Annotated in this window: 13 protein-coding genes; 11 read left to right on the top strand and 2 right to left on the bottom strand. The window is 65.4% G+C overall.

Translation table 11 applies throughout. The features are described 5' to 3' along the window. The 9 genes from VF665_RS05525 to VF665_RS05485 form a co-directional block, all read left to right on the top strand. On the top strand, window positions 1-2,424 hold a 2,424-nt coding region (locus VF665_RS05525), incomplete at its 5' end, for a DEAD/DEAH box helicase (protein WP_331052420.1). A gap of 13 nt (window positions 2,425-2,437) precedes the next feature. Continuing rightward, window positions 2,438-3,391 (top strand): SWIM zinc finger family protein, encoded by a 954-nt coding sequence (locus tag VF665_RS05520; RefSeq protein WP_331052419.1) that lies wholly within the window; start codon window positions 2,438-2,440, stop codon window positions 3,389-3,391. A 457-nt stretch (window positions 3,392-3,848) separates the two neighbouring features. Further along, entirely contained in the window at window positions 3,849-4,355 is a 507-nt protein-coding gene (locus VF665_RS05515) for a hypothetical protein (protein WP_331052418.1), read from the top strand. Window positions 4,356-4,612: 257 nt separating this feature from the next. Beyond that, on the top strand, window positions 4,613-5,017 hold the full coding sequence (locus tag VF665_RS05510) for a hypothetical protein (protein WP_331052417.1): 405 nt from the start codon (window positions 4,613-4,615) through the stop codon (window positions 5,015-5,017). 156 nt (window positions 5,018-5,173) lie between these two features. Next, window positions 5,174-5,701: a hypothetical protein gene (locus VF665_RS05505; protein ID WP_331052416.1), complete on the top strand. Its 528-nt coding sequence runs from the start codon at window positions 5,174-5,176 to the stop codon at window positions 5,699-5,701. 2,870 nt (window positions 5,702-8,571) lie between these two features. Continuing rightward, on the top strand, window positions 8,572-9,618 hold the full coding sequence (locus VF665_RS05500; RefSeq protein ID WP_331052415.1) for a hypothetical protein: 1,047 nt from the start codon (window positions 8,572-8,574) through the stop codon (window positions 9,616-9,618). 178 nt (window positions 9,619-9,796) lie between these two features. Then, window positions 9,797-10,363: a hypothetical protein gene (locus VF665_RS05495; RefSeq protein WP_331052414.1), complete on the top strand. Its 567-nt coding sequence runs from the start codon at window positions 9,797-9,799 to the stop codon at window positions 10,361-10,363. A 203-nt stretch (window positions 10,364-10,566) separates the two neighbouring features. Then, window positions 10,567-10,917 carry a hypothetical protein gene (locus VF665_RS05490; RefSeq protein WP_331052413.1) on the top strand — a complete coding sequence of 117 codons (351 nt, stop codon included), beginning with the start codon at window positions 10,567-10,569 and terminating at the stop codon, window positions 10,915-10,917. 438 nt (window positions 10,918-11,355) lie between these two features. Next, a complete protein-coding gene (locus tag VF665_RS05485; RefSeq protein ID WP_331052412.1) occupies window positions 11,356-11,937 on the top strand; it encodes a YdeI/OmpD-associated family protein in 582 nt (193 codons plus the stop codon). Window positions 11,938-12,081: 144 nt separating this feature from the next. On the opposite strand, the gene VF665_RS05480 is transcribed toward VF665_RS05485, so the two are convergent. Together VF665_RS05480 and VF665_RS05475 are read right to left on the bottom strand one after the other, a co-directional pair. After that, window positions 12,082-12,831, bottom strand: a complete 750-nt coding sequence (locus tag VF665_RS05480) for an SDR family oxidoreductase (RefSeq protein WP_331052411.1) — start codon at window positions 12,829-12,831, stop codon at window positions 12,082-12,084. A gap of 90 nt (window positions 12,832-12,921) precedes the next feature. Next, the gene (locus VF665_RS05475; RefSeq protein WP_331052410.1) at window positions 12,922-13,683 is read right to left on the bottom strand and encodes a lipopolysaccharide kinase InaA family protein; all 762 of its coding nucleotides are present in this window, start codon (window positions 13,681-13,683) and stop codon (window positions 12,922-12,924) included. 126 nt (window positions 13,684-13,809) lie between these two features. On the opposite strand from VF665_RS05475, the gene VF665_RS05470 reads away from it, so the two are divergent. After that, a complete protein-coding gene (locus tag VF665_RS05470; RefSeq protein WP_331052409.1) occupies window positions 13,810-15,369 on the top strand; it encodes a response regulator in 1,560 nt (519 codons plus the stop codon). Then, entirely contained in the window at window positions 15,366-17,345 is a 1,980-nt protein-coding gene (locus VF665_RS05465) for an ABC transporter ATP-binding protein (RefSeq protein ID WP_331052408.1), read from the top strand. The genes VF665_RS05470 and VF665_RS05465 overlap by 4 nt, the downstream gene beginning before the upstream one ends. Window positions 17,346-17,369: the final 24 nt, after the last annotated feature.

Raw genomic sequence — 17,369 nt, 5'->3', positions numbered from 1 at the left:
CGCCGCGGCCGCCGCACGCCGGGCGATGCCTGGCTGGTGGAACTGCTGCCGTCGGGCGGCCATCCGTACCGCGATCCCGGGGCGGACGAGGTGCGCCGGGCGCTCCTCACGTGGGAGCGCGCGCTCACCCGGCCCGCGTCGGGGCTGCGCACCTGCTTCCGCCTCTCGCCCCCGGGCGAGGTGGATGAAGCGGACGACACCACCGATCTGGAGATCGGCGAGGAATCCGTCCGGCCCGCGGCGGACGCAGTGGTCGAGCCTGCGGGTGACTGGCGGCTGGAAGTGCTGCTACAGGCAGTGGATGAGCCGAGCCTGCTGGTGCCGGCCGCGCAGGTGTGGCGCACGCAGGGTCCGCTCACGGTCTTTCGCCGCGTGCTGGACGATCCGCAGGAACAGCTGCTTGGCGACCTGGGGCGCGCCCTGCGGCTCGTGCCCGATCTGGCGCCGGTGCTGCGCAGCCCCCGGCCGAGCGGGATGACGATGGATGCGGACGGCGCCTACCGCTTTCTGCGCGAGGCCGCGCCGGCGCTCTCGCAGGCCGGCTTCGGCGTGCTGGTGCCGGGATGGTGGACGCGTCCCGCCGCGCGGCTCGGCGTAAAGCTCAAGGCCACCCCCTCCGCGGGGAGTGCGGCGGAGCGGCGGGTGGGGATGGACACGCTCTGCGCCTTTGACTGGCAGGTGTCGCTGGGCGGCGAAACGCTGTCCGCGGACGAGTTCCGGGCGCTGGCGGCCATGAAGGTGCCGCTGGTGCGCGTGCGCGGCGCGTGGGTGGAGCTCAAGCCGGGCGAGGTGGAGGCGGCGCTGCGGATGTTTGACCGCGGCCGGGGCGGCACCATGACCGCCGCGGAGGTGCTGCGCCTGGCCATGGGCGCCGACGCGCCCGACGAGCTGCCGCTGGAGAGCGTGGAGGCGGAGGGCTGGCTGGGCGAGCTGCTGGCGTCCGACGGCGACGCCCGGGTGACGGACGTGCCGGCGCCCGCCGGCTTCGTGGGCGAGCTGCGCCCGTACCAGCTGCGCGGGCTGTCGTGGCTGGCGTTCCTGGACCGCCTGGGCCTGGGCGCCTGCCTGGCCGACGACATGGGGCTCGGCAAGACGGTGCAGCTCCTGGCCCTGCTGCTCGCCGAGCGCGGCGATGCGGACGCGGCCACCGCGCCCACGCTGCTCGTCTGCCCCATGTCGCTGCTGGCCAACTGGCACCGCGAGGCGGCGCGCTTTGCCCCCGGGCTGCGGGTTCATGTGCATCACGGCACGGCGCGCGCGGATGCGGACGCGCTGCAGGCGACCGCGCTGGCCAGCGACCTCGTGCTGACCACCTACGCCCTCGCCGGGCGCGACCAGGAAGCGCTGGCGGCAGTCGGCTGGGGGCGCGTGGTGCTGGACGAGGCGCAGAACGTAAAGAACTCCGCCGCCCGCCAGGCGCAGGCCGTGCGCACCTTCCGCGCGCCGCGGCGCATCGCGCTCACCGGCACGCCGGTGGAGAACCGTCTGGCGGAGCTGTGGTCCATCCTGGACTTCCTGAACCCCGGCCTGCTGGGCACCGCGGCCGACTTCCGCCGCCGCTTCGCCACGCCCATCGAAAAGCACCGCGACGCAGATCGCGCGGCGCAGCTTCAGCGCCTCACGCGGCCGTTTGTGCTGCGGCGGCTCAAGACGGACCAGAGCATCATCCGCGACCTTCCCGCCAAGCACGAGATGAAGGTGTTCTGCACCCTCACCCGCGAGCAGGCGTCGCTCTACCAGGCCACGGTGGACGAGATGCTGCAGCGCGTGGAGCAGAGCGAGGGCATCGAACGGCGGGGCCTGGTGCTGGCCACCCTGCTGCGCCTGAAGCAGGTGTGCAACCATCCCGCGCACCTGCTGGGCGACCGCTCCGCGCTGGCGGGGCGCTCCGGAAAGCTGGAACGCCTGGAGGAGCTCGTCGCCGAGGTGCTGGCGCTGGGCGACCGCGCCCTCATCTTCACGCAATTCGCGGAGATGGGGCGCCTGCTGCGCCAGCGGCTGGAGGAGCGCTTCGCCCGCGAGGTGCCCTTTCTGTACGGCGGAACGACGCGGGCCGCGCGCGACGCAATGGTGGCGCGCTTCCAGGCGGGCGACGGGCCGCCCGTGCTCCTGCTCTCGCTCAAGGCCGGGGGCACGGGGCTGAACCTCACCGCGGCCAGCCACGTCATCCACTTCGATCGATGGTGGAACCCCGCCGTGGAGGACCAGGCCACCGACCGCGCGTTCCGCATCGGCCAGCGGCGCGACGTGCAGGTGCGCAAGCTGATCTGCGCCGGCACGCTGGAGGAGCGCATCGACGAGATGATCGAGGACAAGAAGAAGCTCGCCGCGAGCGTGCTGGGCTCGGGCGAGGCGTGGCTCACGGAGCTCTCCACCGCCGAGTTGCGGCGCGTGGTGGCGCTGGGCGACGAGGCCCGGGGATGATGGAGGACGTGCGATGAGCGATTGGTGGGAGTACGACAACGGCCCGCGCCGCCCCGCGCGTGACGGCGTTCGCGCGCGCAGCCAGCAGGGGCCCATCGGCGAGAGCTGGTGGTCGCGGCGCTTTCTGCATGCGCTTGCGCAGGTCGCTGACACCTCGCGCCTGGGGCGCGGCCGCAGCTACGCGCGCAGCGGACAGGTGATGCGCCCGACCGTGAAGCCCGGGGTGGTCACGGCCTCCGTCCAGGGGACGAGCTATACGCCGTACGCCGTGCGCATCACGCTGACGCCGTTCACGGACGAGGAGTGGGAGCAGGCGGAGGGCGAGCTCGCCGCGCAGGCGCTGTTCCTGGCGGCGCTGCTCGCGGGGGAGATGCCGCGCGACGTGGAGCAGGCGTTCGCCGCGGCGGGGCTGCACCTCTTTCCCGCGTCGCCCGCGGAGTTGGCGAGCGCCTGCTCGTGCCCGGACCCGGCCAACCCGTGCAAGCACATCGCCGCCGTCTACTACATCCTGGCCGAAGCGTTCGACGCGGATCCCTTTCTGGTGCTCGCTTGGCGCGGCCGTCCGCGCGAGGTGCTGCTGGAGCGCCTGCGCGAGCTGCGCGCCGCCGCCATCGCCGCCGAGGACGCCGCGGCGGCAGAGCACGCTGACGATGCCTCCGCCGCGCCGGAGGTGGAGCGAGCCGCAGCCGCACTGCCGGATCCCGCGGCAGAGGCGCCGCGCGCGGGCGGCTTCTGGACCGCCGGCCCGGAGCTCTTCGGCTTCCGCTACGCGCCTGCGGCCCCCGCGGTGCCCGACGCCGTGATCCGGCAGCTCGGCCCGCTCCCCGACGCCGCGGGCGGCGGCCCCGTCGCGGACGCGCTCACCACCGCCTACCGCCTGTTCACCGCCGCCGCCGAGGCCCGCGCCTTCGGCGAGGTGCCGGGCGCGCCAACGACCGATGGCTCACCCCGCCCGGGCAGTCACTGAAGACCATGCGCGCGGCCACTCTGGCTCGTAGCCGTCCTTCCCGCAGCCTTGCCTCTCTCGTTCTTTGCGGCGCGTTGCGTAGTGGCGGAGTGGTCCATGAGTCGTGGCGATATGCTCTCCTCGCAGGCTCGGGTGCTCCATCGAACAGTCTGCCGGACGGATTCAAGAACTCCGGCTGGCGCCTCCGCAGGGTGTGAACACGCCATTCCGCCTCACGCTGTTTCTTGATAACATGCGTTACACGAGCGCGATCCCGACGTGGCGCGTGGATACGCGCGTAGCGCCGCGACAGCACGCCTCGGATCGGGTTGCGTCGGTGTGGCTTATTGGCGCTTGACGTTCGGGGGCTCGCATATTATCTGGATTGGAGCGCATTCCGCATACAGCCACGACGGGGCGGAGTTCGCCGGCATCCCGTCCACTAAACAACAAGTTAGGCCCCCAGCAAACCAATCGAATGGCACACCGCGTCAGCGACAGCTTCGATGAGCATCTTCACGCGCTCGGCAGTCTCGTGGTGAACTTCAACTCCGTTGAGCACGCCTTACAGCGGATCGCATGGCTATTGATCAACCCGCGCGATAATCGTCCGGGACAAATCGTGCTCAATGCCATTGGGGTTGCAAGAGTTGAAGACCTCGTTGAGGCGCTTGGCTCTCACTTGGTCCAGCCGGTACCCGTGAGGGACCGTATAGTCTCGGCCATCACGGAGTGCCGTCGTATTCGGACACAAAGAAACGACTATGTCCATGCGATGTGGCGTGTTCCGAATGACGCCACAGACCTATCCGCGGTTGAAGCCGTGAAGGTGCCGACGCGGAAGACACCGGATTACCGCGTTGTCGATGCTACAGCCTCAGCAGAACCCATAAGCGCTGTCGTTCGGGCCGCATTCGAGCTATCCGAGCAGCTTGAGCAGCTGTTTGCTGAGCTCTCCGGTAGCTCTCCACGCCCCGAGGCCTAACAATCGGCTGCAGCGGATGCGGGGCCTTGCATACTTTCGGGCGGGTGGAAGTCTTGCGCGCCGGCCCCGCACCCCTGACCCTTGTGTCGTTAGGCCGCTGGGCAAGCATCGCGGCAGCCGCAGGCGTTTCGTTCTAGCCTCCATCCCGCGCCCAGCTCCATGCGTCGTTCCGCCTCACCATCCAATCGTACCCCTTCGTGCCGCGTCTTGATACTCGCCTAGAGTCCGAGGCCGCTGAGTTCCTCGTGCTCGGGCACATGCTCCTTCAGCGCATTCCCACGTACAAGACGTACACCAACATGCCGGGGTACGATCTGGTTGCTACGGCGCCCGAGCACAACTCCTCAGCTCGCATCCAAGTTAAGAGCCGCTGGCGGACGAATGCACCTGGCTTCCCGCTTCAGAGCCTCGACTGCGACTTCGTTGTCTTCGTGCGGCTTAACCGGGGCAGCAAGGACGGTCGCGCCAAGGTTCTGGACCCAGACTATTTCGTGTTTCCTATTTCTCTCCTGCGTGATGTTCCGCGGTCGGTAAGCTGGAACAAGCTAATGCTGAAACATGTGCCCGACTGGGAATCTTACCGCAACCGGTGGGATCTCGTTCAGTCGTTTCTGCGGCGTCCCGCTGCTACGGCGCCGGCAGACGATGGGATCGAACCGTAATCGCAGTCCCCGGCGGCCTAACAATCGGCTGCAGGGGATGCGGGGCCTTGCATATTTTCGGGCGATGATAGTTTTGCGCGGCGGCCCCGCACCACTGACCCTTGTGTCGTTAGGCCGCCGACGAAGAATTTTCACCAGGACGACACCAATACACCCATGCCGATACAAGCCGCCAAGGATCCCAACCGCAATGCGAGCCTCAATCCGGCTCTAAATGCGAGCATCAATCCGCACCATAACGCGAGTCTCAATCCCGCGTACAACGCCTCGCTGAACCCGGCATACAACGCTTCGTTGAATCCGGCCTACAACGCGTCGCTGAATCCGGCGTACAACGCCTCAATCAATCCAGCCTATAACGCCACGCTGAATCCGGCGTACAACCCGTCGGTTGACCCGAGTCGGAATCCGTCCATTAACCCCCGTCGTAATCCGAGCTTCGCCGGGCCGTTTGTTTGGGACCTAGACCATCAAGTTGAGGGTTTCCTCGTCAAGGCGTCCGACGACACCTATCTGATCTACTCGATGGAGCTGAAGCGCAGCGGATTGGCGGTCAGAAATGGGAAGAATGGATTTCATCTCGTGGATACTAACGGGCGCTGGACAGGCTATCTCGTACCGGACGGGCAGGGCGGCTTCCTGCGCTTCGCACCGAATGCGACCTGGACGGGCCTTGTTGCGTAGTGCACGAGACAAAGTCCGATTGAGGGCAGGCCAGCCTCAGCTACGGCCTAACAATCGGCTGCAGGGGATGCGGGGCCGTCCATGCTTCCGTGCGAGATGAAAGGCTTGCGCGCTGGTCCCGCTCCCCTGACCCTTGTGTGGTTCGGCAACACAGCCCACCCCTGGAGCGCCCAGGGAGCCAATCGGAAGAAGTCTCGGTTCTGGACCACCCATCGTAGTGCCGCTATCTTCCTCTTCCCGACGATGCTCGTTCTTCCCCAGAATCAGTTTGCCCGCCGAAAGACCAATGCAGCTTAAGCGAATATACCCGCAGTTGCTGCCGGTGTGGAAAGATGAAGCCACCGCAGAGTGTCGTGCAGCCAAACTCTTCTATGTTTACAGCGGCCGCAATGCATGGCACTCTACGTGGGTACAGAAGTACCGTGAGGGGTGCATGCATACCACATGGCATAGCGCCGCACAGTACGCAGAGAGAAACCGCGTGCAGGGTTCTGTCTTCTATATCGAAGAGCGACCTGCACTCGTCTTTCGTGGTCGTGAAGCAACGCTGTTCGTGACGCAGATCAACTGCCCAGCACCGTTGACAGAGTTCACCAGTGAATCCTCATCAACTGAGCGATACGCTGTTCAACCGCAGGATACTCTCAGAAACCCGCTGGAGCCCGCCGTACCCCTCAAGGACGTCGCGCTAGCGTTTGTGCCACACAGTCGGTATTGGCGCAAACGCCCGCCGCAAGAAAACTCCGTGATGCTTCTCATCCCGAATGGTCCGCTCGGATTGCTGGCTGACCCTACAAGCACGTTGGCTCTGCGGAAGTCCTACTCTTCTGGCCCGCGATACATGCTGGGCTGGACGAACCAGGATGCGAGGTGTCGGAGCGAGGCAGTGCTGGCCCTTGCCGCTGAAGCCCGTGACATTCGTGAGCGCCTCAGACCAGACGAGGTCTAATCGTGAGCGCAATGACCAACTTGGCGCCGCAGGTGAAGGGCATCTCGTGCAGTTCGGGGCTTTCTAGAATTTCGCCGGACGTGAGTCTTGCGCGCCGCCCCTCACTCAGGCACCGTGCCGAACCAGGCGTTGCAGGCGGCGTGCGGCCGGGCATTGTTTCTGAGTAGATTGCGGCGAGACCGCACGCGCCTGAACTCGGTCGTTAGGCCTAGCACCCAGCGGAAGCGAGACCCTTTTCTTCTCCCAATAGGGTGAGGCAATGAAGAAATGCCGCGAGTGCGGTGAGCAGATTCCCGAATCGGCACGCAAGTGCTCAAAGTGCGATGCCTACCAGGACTGGCGACACATCTTCGGGTTCGGGACCACTACGCTATCCTTGCTAGTGGCCCTGTTCTCCGTCCTCACCGTCGCGGTCCCTGTGCTAGAGCGGGCGTTCACCCCGACGTATGAGGCCGTGACAGTCCGGGTGGTAGCGCAACGGTTCGAGCCTTCCCTTCAGAAAAACGTCCTGGTGATTCTCCTCGCAAATGGCGGGACAGTGAAGGCTTTTGTCTCTCCGAACGCAACCCTGTTCGCGAACAAACGTCGGGGTGCATATGGTGTTGACATGTTACCCACCGCGCCTCAGGGCGGAGCAAACGGCTCCACGACCTCAGATCTTGCAAATCTCCTAGTTGGGCCTTCCGACCAACGAATGCTCTTCGCAGCACACCCTGAAAGCGCTCCCGCATTAGCTAACTCAGATGCGAATGATACGTGCGAGCTAGTGATCTCTGTATATAGAATCGATGGAATCAAGCGAGAGGATACACACAAGTACCCTTGCTTCAATCCTGGACTGATAGCGAGTTAGCCGATTCGGTGCTAATGGGTACTTGGAGCGAGGATATCCGGCAGTTCAGAACGTGATCCGCTACGTGCGTAGCGACTGGACGCCTATAATATGAACAGGCGCGCCACCATGCGCCGGCCTAACAATCGGCTGCAGGGTATGCGGGGCCGGGCATGTTTTCGGCCGGACGCAAGGCTTTGCGCGCCGGCCCCGCACCCCTGACCCTTGTGTCGTTAGGCCGCTGGGCAAGCATCGCGGCAGCCGCAGGGGAACGCTCCCGCGGCTGCCGTGTGCTTCATCCTGGTTCGTCTCAGGCGGCGAGGCGTTGCACCACCTCTCGTGCGCCCTTCCAGTAGGTAGCTCGCCAACCGAGTTGAGCAGGAGTTCGGATCTCAGGCCGCTGAGTTTTTGCGACAGGAGTACGAACGTGTGCGCCCGGCAGCGGAGGCAGTCCTCGAGCACCAGCACAAGCTGTTGACCTATCCCCGCCCGAGTGTACTGACCGGAACCGAACTCCCAGACGTGACGGTGGGGGTGATCGAGACCTGCTTGGGTGGCATAGATGCGCGCCCAGCCGCATCCATGCCTCCAGCCCCGCGGCTCCGTAGCTGAACTCGGCCGTTAGCCCGCGAAACGAGACGAATCCCGATGCCGCAATCTCGCGATGAGTGGGACAAAGTCTATCTCTCGAATCACGCTGCTCGCTTCACGCGCCCGCAAGCATGGTTCGAGTCCGCAATAGAGTTGGTAGCGGCCGCGGAGGCTCTCAGCCCTCGGCGTTTCGGTCGCATCTGTCCGCCAGTATCGCTTGCCGCCGGAGGCGAACGCCCACCGCTCCGCTCCAGCTGGTTGGGCGAAGGTGCTTTCCCGCTTAGCGAGAACTCGGATTCGTGAGCTGGCCGAACTCGCGGATGAGCTGGAAATCCAGCCGTAGCAAGCAAGTCCTCACGCGTACTCTAATGTTTCCTTGTGAGCGCGCCTCAATTCGTGCAAAATGGCACGTGGAGGGCGCGAGCTCTAGCAGATAGACCTGCCTGTTCGTTGCTCCGCGCACTCCCGATTCGTCTTACCTTAACTTGGGAGGGCCATATGATGATGAGCGCCGCAGAGTTCTTTGTTCGCAAGCAGTCTCCACGGCAGGGCACCTGCTTCGTTCTGATGCCGTTTACCGATGCTCTCACGTCCGTGTATGAGCACGGCATCAAGCCCGCCGTTGAGCAGATGGGAATGCAGTGCAAACGTGCAGACGAGCTATACACCACCCAAGGGATTCTCGGAGACGTGTGGGAGGCGATTCAGTCTGCTGAAATCGTTATTGCGGATCTGACAGGGAAGAATGCGAATGTAATGTATGAACTCGGATTGTGCCACGCGCTTTGGAAACGTGTTGTGCTTCTCTCCCAAAACAGGGACGATATTCCCTTCGATTTACGACAGTGGCGAGTTATCTGGTACGATTTTTCTTTCTCCGGCGCGGCACGTTTGAAGGACGATCTGCATCGCGCGATTACAGCCTTGAGACAGGAGCAGGTGACCGAGAGTGAGATGATCCCACTGAAATCAGTTCGGGTTCCAGGTCATATCGTCTCCCATCCTGCTCAATCGCCATATTCCCCTACGTCTTCGTCGTTTCCCCCCAAGAATGAAAGTGAGTGGCTGCACGGCGAAATCACAACGTGGAAAGCCGACGAACACTATGGGTTCATCCGGAGCGGAACCGAAGATTTTTTCTTTACGGCTCACGGACTATTCGCTGAGGATATGAATGTGCGCGAAGGAGCTCCGGTAATCTTCACGCCAGCTGACCCTTATCCAGGGAAGCGTAATCGGCGTGCGTTGAAGGTGTTCGTGCACGGATATGAAATGCGCGGACGCGTTTCTCGCGCACCAACCCCGGATGGTCGCTATGGTTTCGCTGAGATTGAGGGGCAGCGCAAAGAGCGACACAGCCTCTTCTTCATCCCCAAGTTGGGTGAGAGAATAGAACGCGGCGAGATCGTCGAATGCACGATTTGCGACAGTCCCAAGGGACCGGTGGGAAAGGACGCGCATGTCGTGACCGCTCGAGCGTCCGCAGCATCTGTTTCGAGCGTGGATGTTGATGCGGATGGAGAAATTGAGGAGGAACTGATCTGAATATTCCGAAGCGGTAGCGCGGCCTAACGATTCGGCTGCATGGGATGCGGGGTCGGGCATGCTTTCGGCCGGACGAAAGTCTTGCGCGTCGGCCCCGCACTCCTGACCCTTGTGTCGTTCGGCCGCAGTCCGACGATTGACTCCGGTGGCTTACAACCTTCGCACCCCCTTGATTCCCATGCACACGACCATCTACCACGTTCTCCTTCGTGCCTTTACAGGCGCATTGCTCGCCCTCTCCGTCACGTCTGTTCCAGCAACTGCACAAGTTCGTTGGCTTGCCTATCACGAGAACGCCGGCGCCCCCGCTCTCTTCAGGCAAGTGCAATGGGACAGCATCGCGGCCGTAATTTTCGATGCCAACGGCGTTTCTTCAACAGCGGGAACCCAAACCGCACAGATATTCACGAGCGACCGTGGTACGTTGCGGCTGCTTGGCACCGTTCTGATGCCTGAGCGAACGTATAGTGACCTCCGCGGCCTTATTGCGTCGCAGAGCACGCGGTGGTTACCTGCACTCGTAACGCGGAACGGCAGCCCCTACCGAAACCTGAAGGCATATGTAGACATCGATCGCGCAGCATCCATCGGCGTGCGGCCGGCGCGAGACGAAAACAGTGTCGTTCACGCGGACGCATATATCATCATGTTCAATGGCAGTGGACCGCAACATCCTGTTTTCGCCGTTGTAGATGCTGACCGAGCCAAGGTCACGGCGCGCATTGATACGAGTGTCAGACCATAGGCTTGTTGTATCAATTGGGTCACTTCCACCGTTCGAAAGAGACGTTCACCTCGGCGGGTGCGGCCTAACAGTCGGCTGCAGGGGATGCGGGGCCGGCATGTTTTCGGCCGGAGGAAAGTCTTGCGCGACGGCCCCGCACCCCTGACCCTTGTATTGTTCGCCGACGCATCGGCGCCTTAACATCGTCCGGGGATCACTCTGCCATGCGGGAAACGGCACCATCGAACGCATCGGCTCGCGGCAAGAGCGACGCACGGCTCCACTTCGTTTTGCTGTCCCTGATCTCCGGCCTGTGGTGCGTAACGGTTATCCTGGCCTTTGTTCCCAACAACCGCCTTCACGACCTGGGACTTGGTAGTGCGGTCGCGATCGACCTCACGGCGGGCGCCCTCTTCGCCCTGTTAATCGCGATTCTCTCGATCCGTCACCGCGAAACCTGCCCCTCCCGTGTCCTCTTCGCGCTTGTGCAAGTGCTCGCGTGGGGCCACTCGATCGGAATTTGGCTCCTCATTTTCATTGGTGCCTTTGTCGCCCTTCTGCAAGGCGGCGTTTGATACAACTGGCTGACACTCACGGCGTCTTCTGCTTTGGCGCAACGTGAATTGTGTTATCATCTGTCCTCATTCGGCGGGTAAGTATCATTCTGTACTCGGCAGGGCAGGCGGTCACAATCGGTGATATCGAGCGGCATGCCATTGAAGGTACCGGGCGCGAGCCTCCGTCAACAACGCGGCGGGCGCGGAGGACGGAGCCGGGGTGGAGGCACGCACGTCCGAGGTTCAGCATCCGCACCTCACGCAGGTGTCTGCCTAACGTGAGTCTATAGATTGGAGGGTTATCATCGACTGACGGCTCGGAGCGCGGCTGGTATTTGGATCAGGGTGTATTCCCGGCCTGCGCGACGTTAGATCGGCGTGTCCGTCAACCACTAACACCAGGTCAGGTGGATTCCGTCCACTGTGTCCGCGTCCGCACCTTTCTGATGATCGAACGTGGCTTCGGTGTCTGACTACCCGATTCTGCTCTTCGCTGATCGCGCCGCGTTCCGGGCGTGGCTCAGCGAGCATCATGCGTCACAGCGCGGGCTCTGGCTGCGGATTGCAAAGGCCGCATCGCCGCTCCAGTCCGTGACCTACGCGGAAGCGCTGGATGTGGCGCTCTGCTTCGGCTGGATCGACGGGCAGAAGAAGACGTATGACGCGGATACGTTCCTCCAGAAGTTCACTCCGCGGCAGAAGCGGAGTCCCTGGTCAAAGCGGAACCGCGAGCACGTGGAGCGGCTGGTCGCGGCGGGCGAGATGCACCCCGCCGGGCTGGCCGCCGTTGAAGCGGCCAAGGCGGACGGCCGCTGGGACCGCGCCTACGATTCAGCGACCACGGTGACGGTGCCGGACGACTTCCAGGCGGCACTCGCGGAGCATACGGAGGCGCAAGCGTTTTTCGAGACGCTCAAGGGCGCTAACCGATACGCGATTCTGTATCGGATTCATACGGCGGTCAAACCCGAGACGAGAGCGCGCCGGATCGCCGACTTCGTTGCGATGCTGCAGCGACGGGAGACGCTGCATCCATAGCGGCCGCACGCATCATCGCCGCACGTTGCGACTGTGTTGGCGCAAGACCAGGCTACGGACCAGAAGTGCCCGGCGCGATCTCCGCGCCGGGCACTTTCACGCTGTATGAACCGTCCCCGGCACGATCCCATGAGCGAGTCTCGCTTACTGACTGGTATACCCGCCGTCCACGCTGAGCAGTGCGCCGGTCATGAACCGGCAATCATCCGACAGCAGGAAGAGGACTGCCTTGCCGATCTCTTCGGGGGTTCCCAGGCGCTGGATCGGCTGGGCCGTGCGCAGCACCTCGTGGATCTGCTCGATGTCCATGCCGCTCATCTGGTGGAATCGCTCGATGGACGGCGTCAGCATGGGCGTGTCGATGGTGCCGGGGCAGATGCAGTTGACCCGCACGTTGTACGGAGCGTAGTCAATGGCGGTGCTCTTGGTGAGCTGCCCCACGGCGGCCTTGCTCATTCCATACACCGCGCTGGACCCCTTGCCCACGAACACCTGATCCGATCCCATCAGCACGACGTTGCCGTACCGCTGTTCGCGCATGATGGGGAGAACTTCCTTCAGTACGTAAAAGGGGCCCTTGAGGTTGATCGACAGAACGCGTTCGAACTCCTCGATGCTGGTGCCCTCGATGTCGGCGAACAGATGCACGCCGGCCGCGACGAAGAGGAGGTCGATCCTGCCTTCCTGGGCCACGATGTTCTGCACGCAGCGGCGCACCTGATCGTACTCCTGCACGTCACACGACTGGAACGCGGCGTCGGCAGTCGGCGTGATGTCGAGCACGTGCGTCCGGCAACCCTCGGCAGCCAGCAGGCGCACGGTGGCGTTGCCCATGCCAGACGATCCGCCCACCACCAGTGCCACCTTGTCGTTGAACCCGGTCCGTTCTTGCATGGAGATCCCTTCGTGGGGGTGCTGAGGCGGGCGGCGGAACGCCGTCGGGCCGGGTGGATGCGGATGGGCAGCGTGCGCGGGTTGACTCGCTCAGGTGAGCAGCAGCCGCGGCGGCCATTCGGCGCCATAGCCGGCTTCGAGGGCGGACCAGCCTTCTTCGCCCAGCACCACGCGCAGCTTGCGGGCGGAGCGGGCCAGGCGGCGCAGGTCGGCCACGCGGCGCGCGACGGGGACGGGGCCGCCGTGCACCACCGCCTTGTCGAAGTCCAGGATGTACACCTCGGGCGCCGTCTCGCGCTCCACCACCAGCAGGTTGCGCAGGTTCACGTCCGGGTGCGCCACGCCCGCCGCGTGCATCAGCGCGAGCTGGTGGCCAGCCTCGCGCAGCATCGCCGCGCGCCGCTCTCCCTCCGCCGCCTGCAGCCACGCCGCCGCGTCCTCCGCGCCAACGATCAGCAGCGTCGCCAGCATGGCCGTGTATCCCACCGTTCGCGGGTTCTCCACCGCGGCGATGATGCGGGCCGTCCGCACGCCGCCGGCCCGCGCCCGTTCCGTGGCGCGAAGCTCGTCGTACGCGCGGTTGCCACCGAAGTAGCGCGTGTGGTTGATGCGCGCCATCAATCCGCCGCGGCGGTAGCGACGGATGACGGCGCGCTCGCCGGTGGGAAGCACCACGACGGGGTGCGACTCGCGGCCACCGGCCAGCATCTCCGTCGCGGGCAGGCTCTTGCGCTCCACCAGCAGGCGCGCGCTGTCCTCGTACCCGGCGCGCACCAGCATGCGCGCGCCCTCGTGCTCCAGCGCCACGAATTCGGCCAGCGCGTGCCGCCCGGCGTAGTGTCTCCAGTTCATCCCGCCAAGGTGCTGCGGCGCTGCCCCCCGCGGCAAGGGCGTCCCCCCGCCATCCATCGTCCCCGCCACGCTTTCGCCCATCCCCCGGGGTTTGACCGCGTCCCCGCTGGACCGTAGCTTTCCCGCATGGCCGCTGCCGCGAAACGACTGCTCTGGGTAGACGACGAGATCGACCTTCTGCGCCCGCACCTGCTCTTCATGCAGGGGCGGGGGTACCACGTGGACGCCGCCAGCAACGGCGACGACGCCATCGAACTCGTCCGTGTGAACGGGTACGACCTGGTGCTGCTGGATGAGCAGATGCCGGGGCGCACCGGAATGGAGGTGCTGGACGAGATCCGGCGCCTCGATCCGCGCGTGCCCGTCGTCATGATCACCAAGAGCGAAGAAGACCGGACGATGACGGAGGCCATCGGCCGGCGCGTGGCGGACTACCTGGTGAAGCCCACCTCGCCCCGCCAGGTGCTCAGCGTCGTGACCCGGCTGCTGGAGGGCGGGCAGCTGCAGCAGCAGGTGACGGCGCGCGAGTTCACCCAGCGCTTTCGCGAGCTGCTGGGCGACCGCAACGCGCTGCGCGGGTGGCGGGAGTGGTGCCAGACGTACTCGGAGCTGGTGGATTGGGAGCTGCGCCTGCGCGACGCGGGCGAAACGGGGCTGTTGGCCTCGCTGGAAACGCTGCTGGACGACTTTCGCCGCGAGTTCTGCGAGTTCGTCTGCGACGACTACGGCCACTGGACGTCGGGCGACGAGAACCGTCCCCCGCTGTCCGTCGACGTCGTGCCGCAGTACCTGGCGCCGCTGCTGGGGCCGGACCGCACGGCGCTGTTCATCATCATCGACTGCCTGCGGCTGGACCAGTGGCGCTCGCTGCTCCCGCTGCTGGAGCCGATCGCCCAGGTGGAGGAGGCGCTGTACTACTCCATCCTCCCCACCGCCACGCCGTTCAGCCGCAACGCCATCTTCAGCGGCATGTACCCTGACGGGCTCGCCGAGCGCCTGCCCGGGTGGTGGGGATTCGAGGGCGAGGGCAGCCTGAACGCCACGGAGGCGGAGCTGTTCCGCGAGCACGTGCACCGCGTGGCCGGCCGCGAGCTGCCCATCCACTACGAAAAAGTCTTCGACGCCAGCGACGGCGAGCAGATGCTGCGGCGGCTCCCCAGCTTTCTTGCCCAGCCCGGCGTGACGGCGCTCGTCTTCAACTTCGTGGACCTGCTGACGCACGGCCGCACCGAAAGCTCGGTGCTGCTGGAAGTGGCGCGCGACAAGGAGGCGCTGCGCGCGCTCACGCGGCAGTGGTTCGAGCGGTCGGAGGCGTTCACCGCCATTCGCGAGGCCATGGCGCGCGGCATTCCCGTGCTGCTGACGACGGACCACGGCAGCATCCATTGCCACCGTCCGGCGACGGTGTTCGCCAAGCGCGACACCACGGCCAACCTGCGCTACAAATTCGGCGACGACCTGCGCGCGGAAGATCCGTCGCTGGCCTTCAGCACCAACAACGAGCGGGTGCTGCGCTTTCCCGCGGGGCGGGCGGCCACCAACTACGTCATCGCGCGCGAAGACGTCTTCTTTGTGTATCCCACCAAGCTGCGCCAGTACCAGGCGCGTTACCGCGGCAGCTTTCTGCACGGCGGCATCAGCCCCGAGGAGATGATTCTGCCCGTCGCCCTGCTGACGCCCCGATGAAGCTGTACCTGCGCATTCTGCGGTACCTGCGTCCGCACGCGGGGCTGCTGGTGCTTTCCGTTCTGGCGATGACCATGAACGCCGTCCTGGACGCGTTCAGCCTCACCCTGCTGTCGCCCTTTCTGCGCGTGCTGTTCAGCGGCGCGCAGGCGGCGGAGGCGGACGCGTCGCGGCTGTTCGGCGACGGCGCGGGCCGGGTGGTGGCCTGGGTGATGGACCTGGTGATGGGCTCCGGCGAGACGGCGCGGACGCCCATGCAGGCGCTGTACGTGGTCGTCGCCGTCATCTTCATCGCGCTGCTGCTCAAGAACGTCGCGCTGTACCTGCAGAACTACACGTCCACGCTGGTGGAAGGGCTGGTGACGCGGGACCTGCGCAACGACATCTACGGGCACCTGCTGCGGCTGGGATTTCCCTTCTTTCAGCGGACGCGCGCCGGGCAGATCATCAGCCGCGTGACGGGCGACGTGGACCAGATGCGGGGGCTGGTGACCAGCAACCTCATCAAGATGGTCTCCTCCGTCATTCAGGCGCTGTTCCTGGGGGCCGCGCTGCTCACCATCAGCTGGCGGCTGACGCTCGTGGCGCTGGTCGCGCTGCCGCCCATGATCCTGATGTGGGCGCGGTTCCGCAAACGTCTCCGCCGGGGCGTGCTCAAGGTGCTGGACGCCGTGGGCGAAGTGGCCGGGCAGATCCAGGAAACCGTGAGCGGCATGCGGCTGGTGAAGGCGAGCGGCGCGGAGCCGTGGGAAGACCGCCGCTTTCGCAGGCTGACGCAGAGCCACTACAAGGCGCTGGCCCGCAACGACCGCTGGCGCAAGTTCTTTTCGCCGGCCACCGAGGTGGTGACGTCGGGCGTCATCATGATCCTCGTCCTGTACGGCAGCCACCTGGTGCTGGTGGAGCGGTCCATGGCGCCCAACGCGTTCCTCACCGCGCTCCTCGTGGCGGCGCGGCTGATGACCCCGGTAAAGGCGATCGCGCAGTATCCCTCCATCGTGCAGCCGGGCCTGGCGGCGGCGGAACGCGCCTTTGAGCTTCTGGACACGCCGGTGGAGGTGATGGACCGCCCCGGCGCCGTAGCCGCTACGGAGTTCCGAGACGCGCTGCGCTTTGAGAACGTGGGATTCGAGTACGTCCCCGGCTCGCCCGTGCTGCGCGACATCGAACTGACCGTGCGCCCCGGCGAAGTCGTGGCGCTCGTGGGCCCCAGCGGGGCGGGGAAGAGCACCATGGCCGACCTGGTGCCGCGCTTTTACGATCCCACCGCGGGCCGGCTGACGCTGGACGGCGTGGACCTGCGCGAACTGCGCCTGCGCGACCTGCGCGGGCTGCTGGGGATCGTGACGCAGGAGACCATCCTGTTCCACGACACGGTGCGCAGCAACATCGCGTACGGGGTGGAGAACGCCACGCAGGAGGCGGTGGAAGCCGCCGCGCGCGCGGCCAACGCGCACGAGTTCATCGCCGCGCTTCCGCAGGGGTATGAAACGGTGCTGGGCGAGCGGGGAACGCGCCTTTCCGGCGGGCAGCGGCAGCGCGTGGCCATTGCCCGGGCGCTGCTGCGCAACCCGCCGGTGCTGATTCTGGACGAGGCGACCAGCGCGCTTGACACGGAGAGCGAGCGGCTGGTGCAGCAGGCCATCGAGCAACTGATGGCGGACCGCACGGTGCTGGTGATCGCGCACCGGCTGTCGACGATCCGCCGCGCGGACCAGATCGTGGTGCTGGAGGCCGGCCGCATCGTGGAGCGCGGCACGCACGACGAACTGCTGGCGCACGACGGCACCTACCGCCGCCTGCACGACCTGCAGTTCGGCGCCGCGGACCCGGAGCCGGTGCCCGCGGCGGTCGTTCAGGGGAACGGGCCGCTGGATGAGCCGGGGATGCCGGGCGTGGGGCTGGACAGCGACGATCCCGATCCGCAGAGCCTGTTCGGAGGCCGCGCGCTGGACCCGGACGACGGGGCGCGGTAGGCAAGGCTCCAGGGCGGCCCCCAC

This window comes from Longimicrobium sp., assembly GCF_036387355.1.
Lineage (GTDB): Bacteria > Gemmatimonadota > Gemmatimonadetes > Longimicrobiales > Longimicrobiaceae > Longimicrobium.
This window is presented reverse-complemented; position numbering and strand designations above follow the sequence as displayed.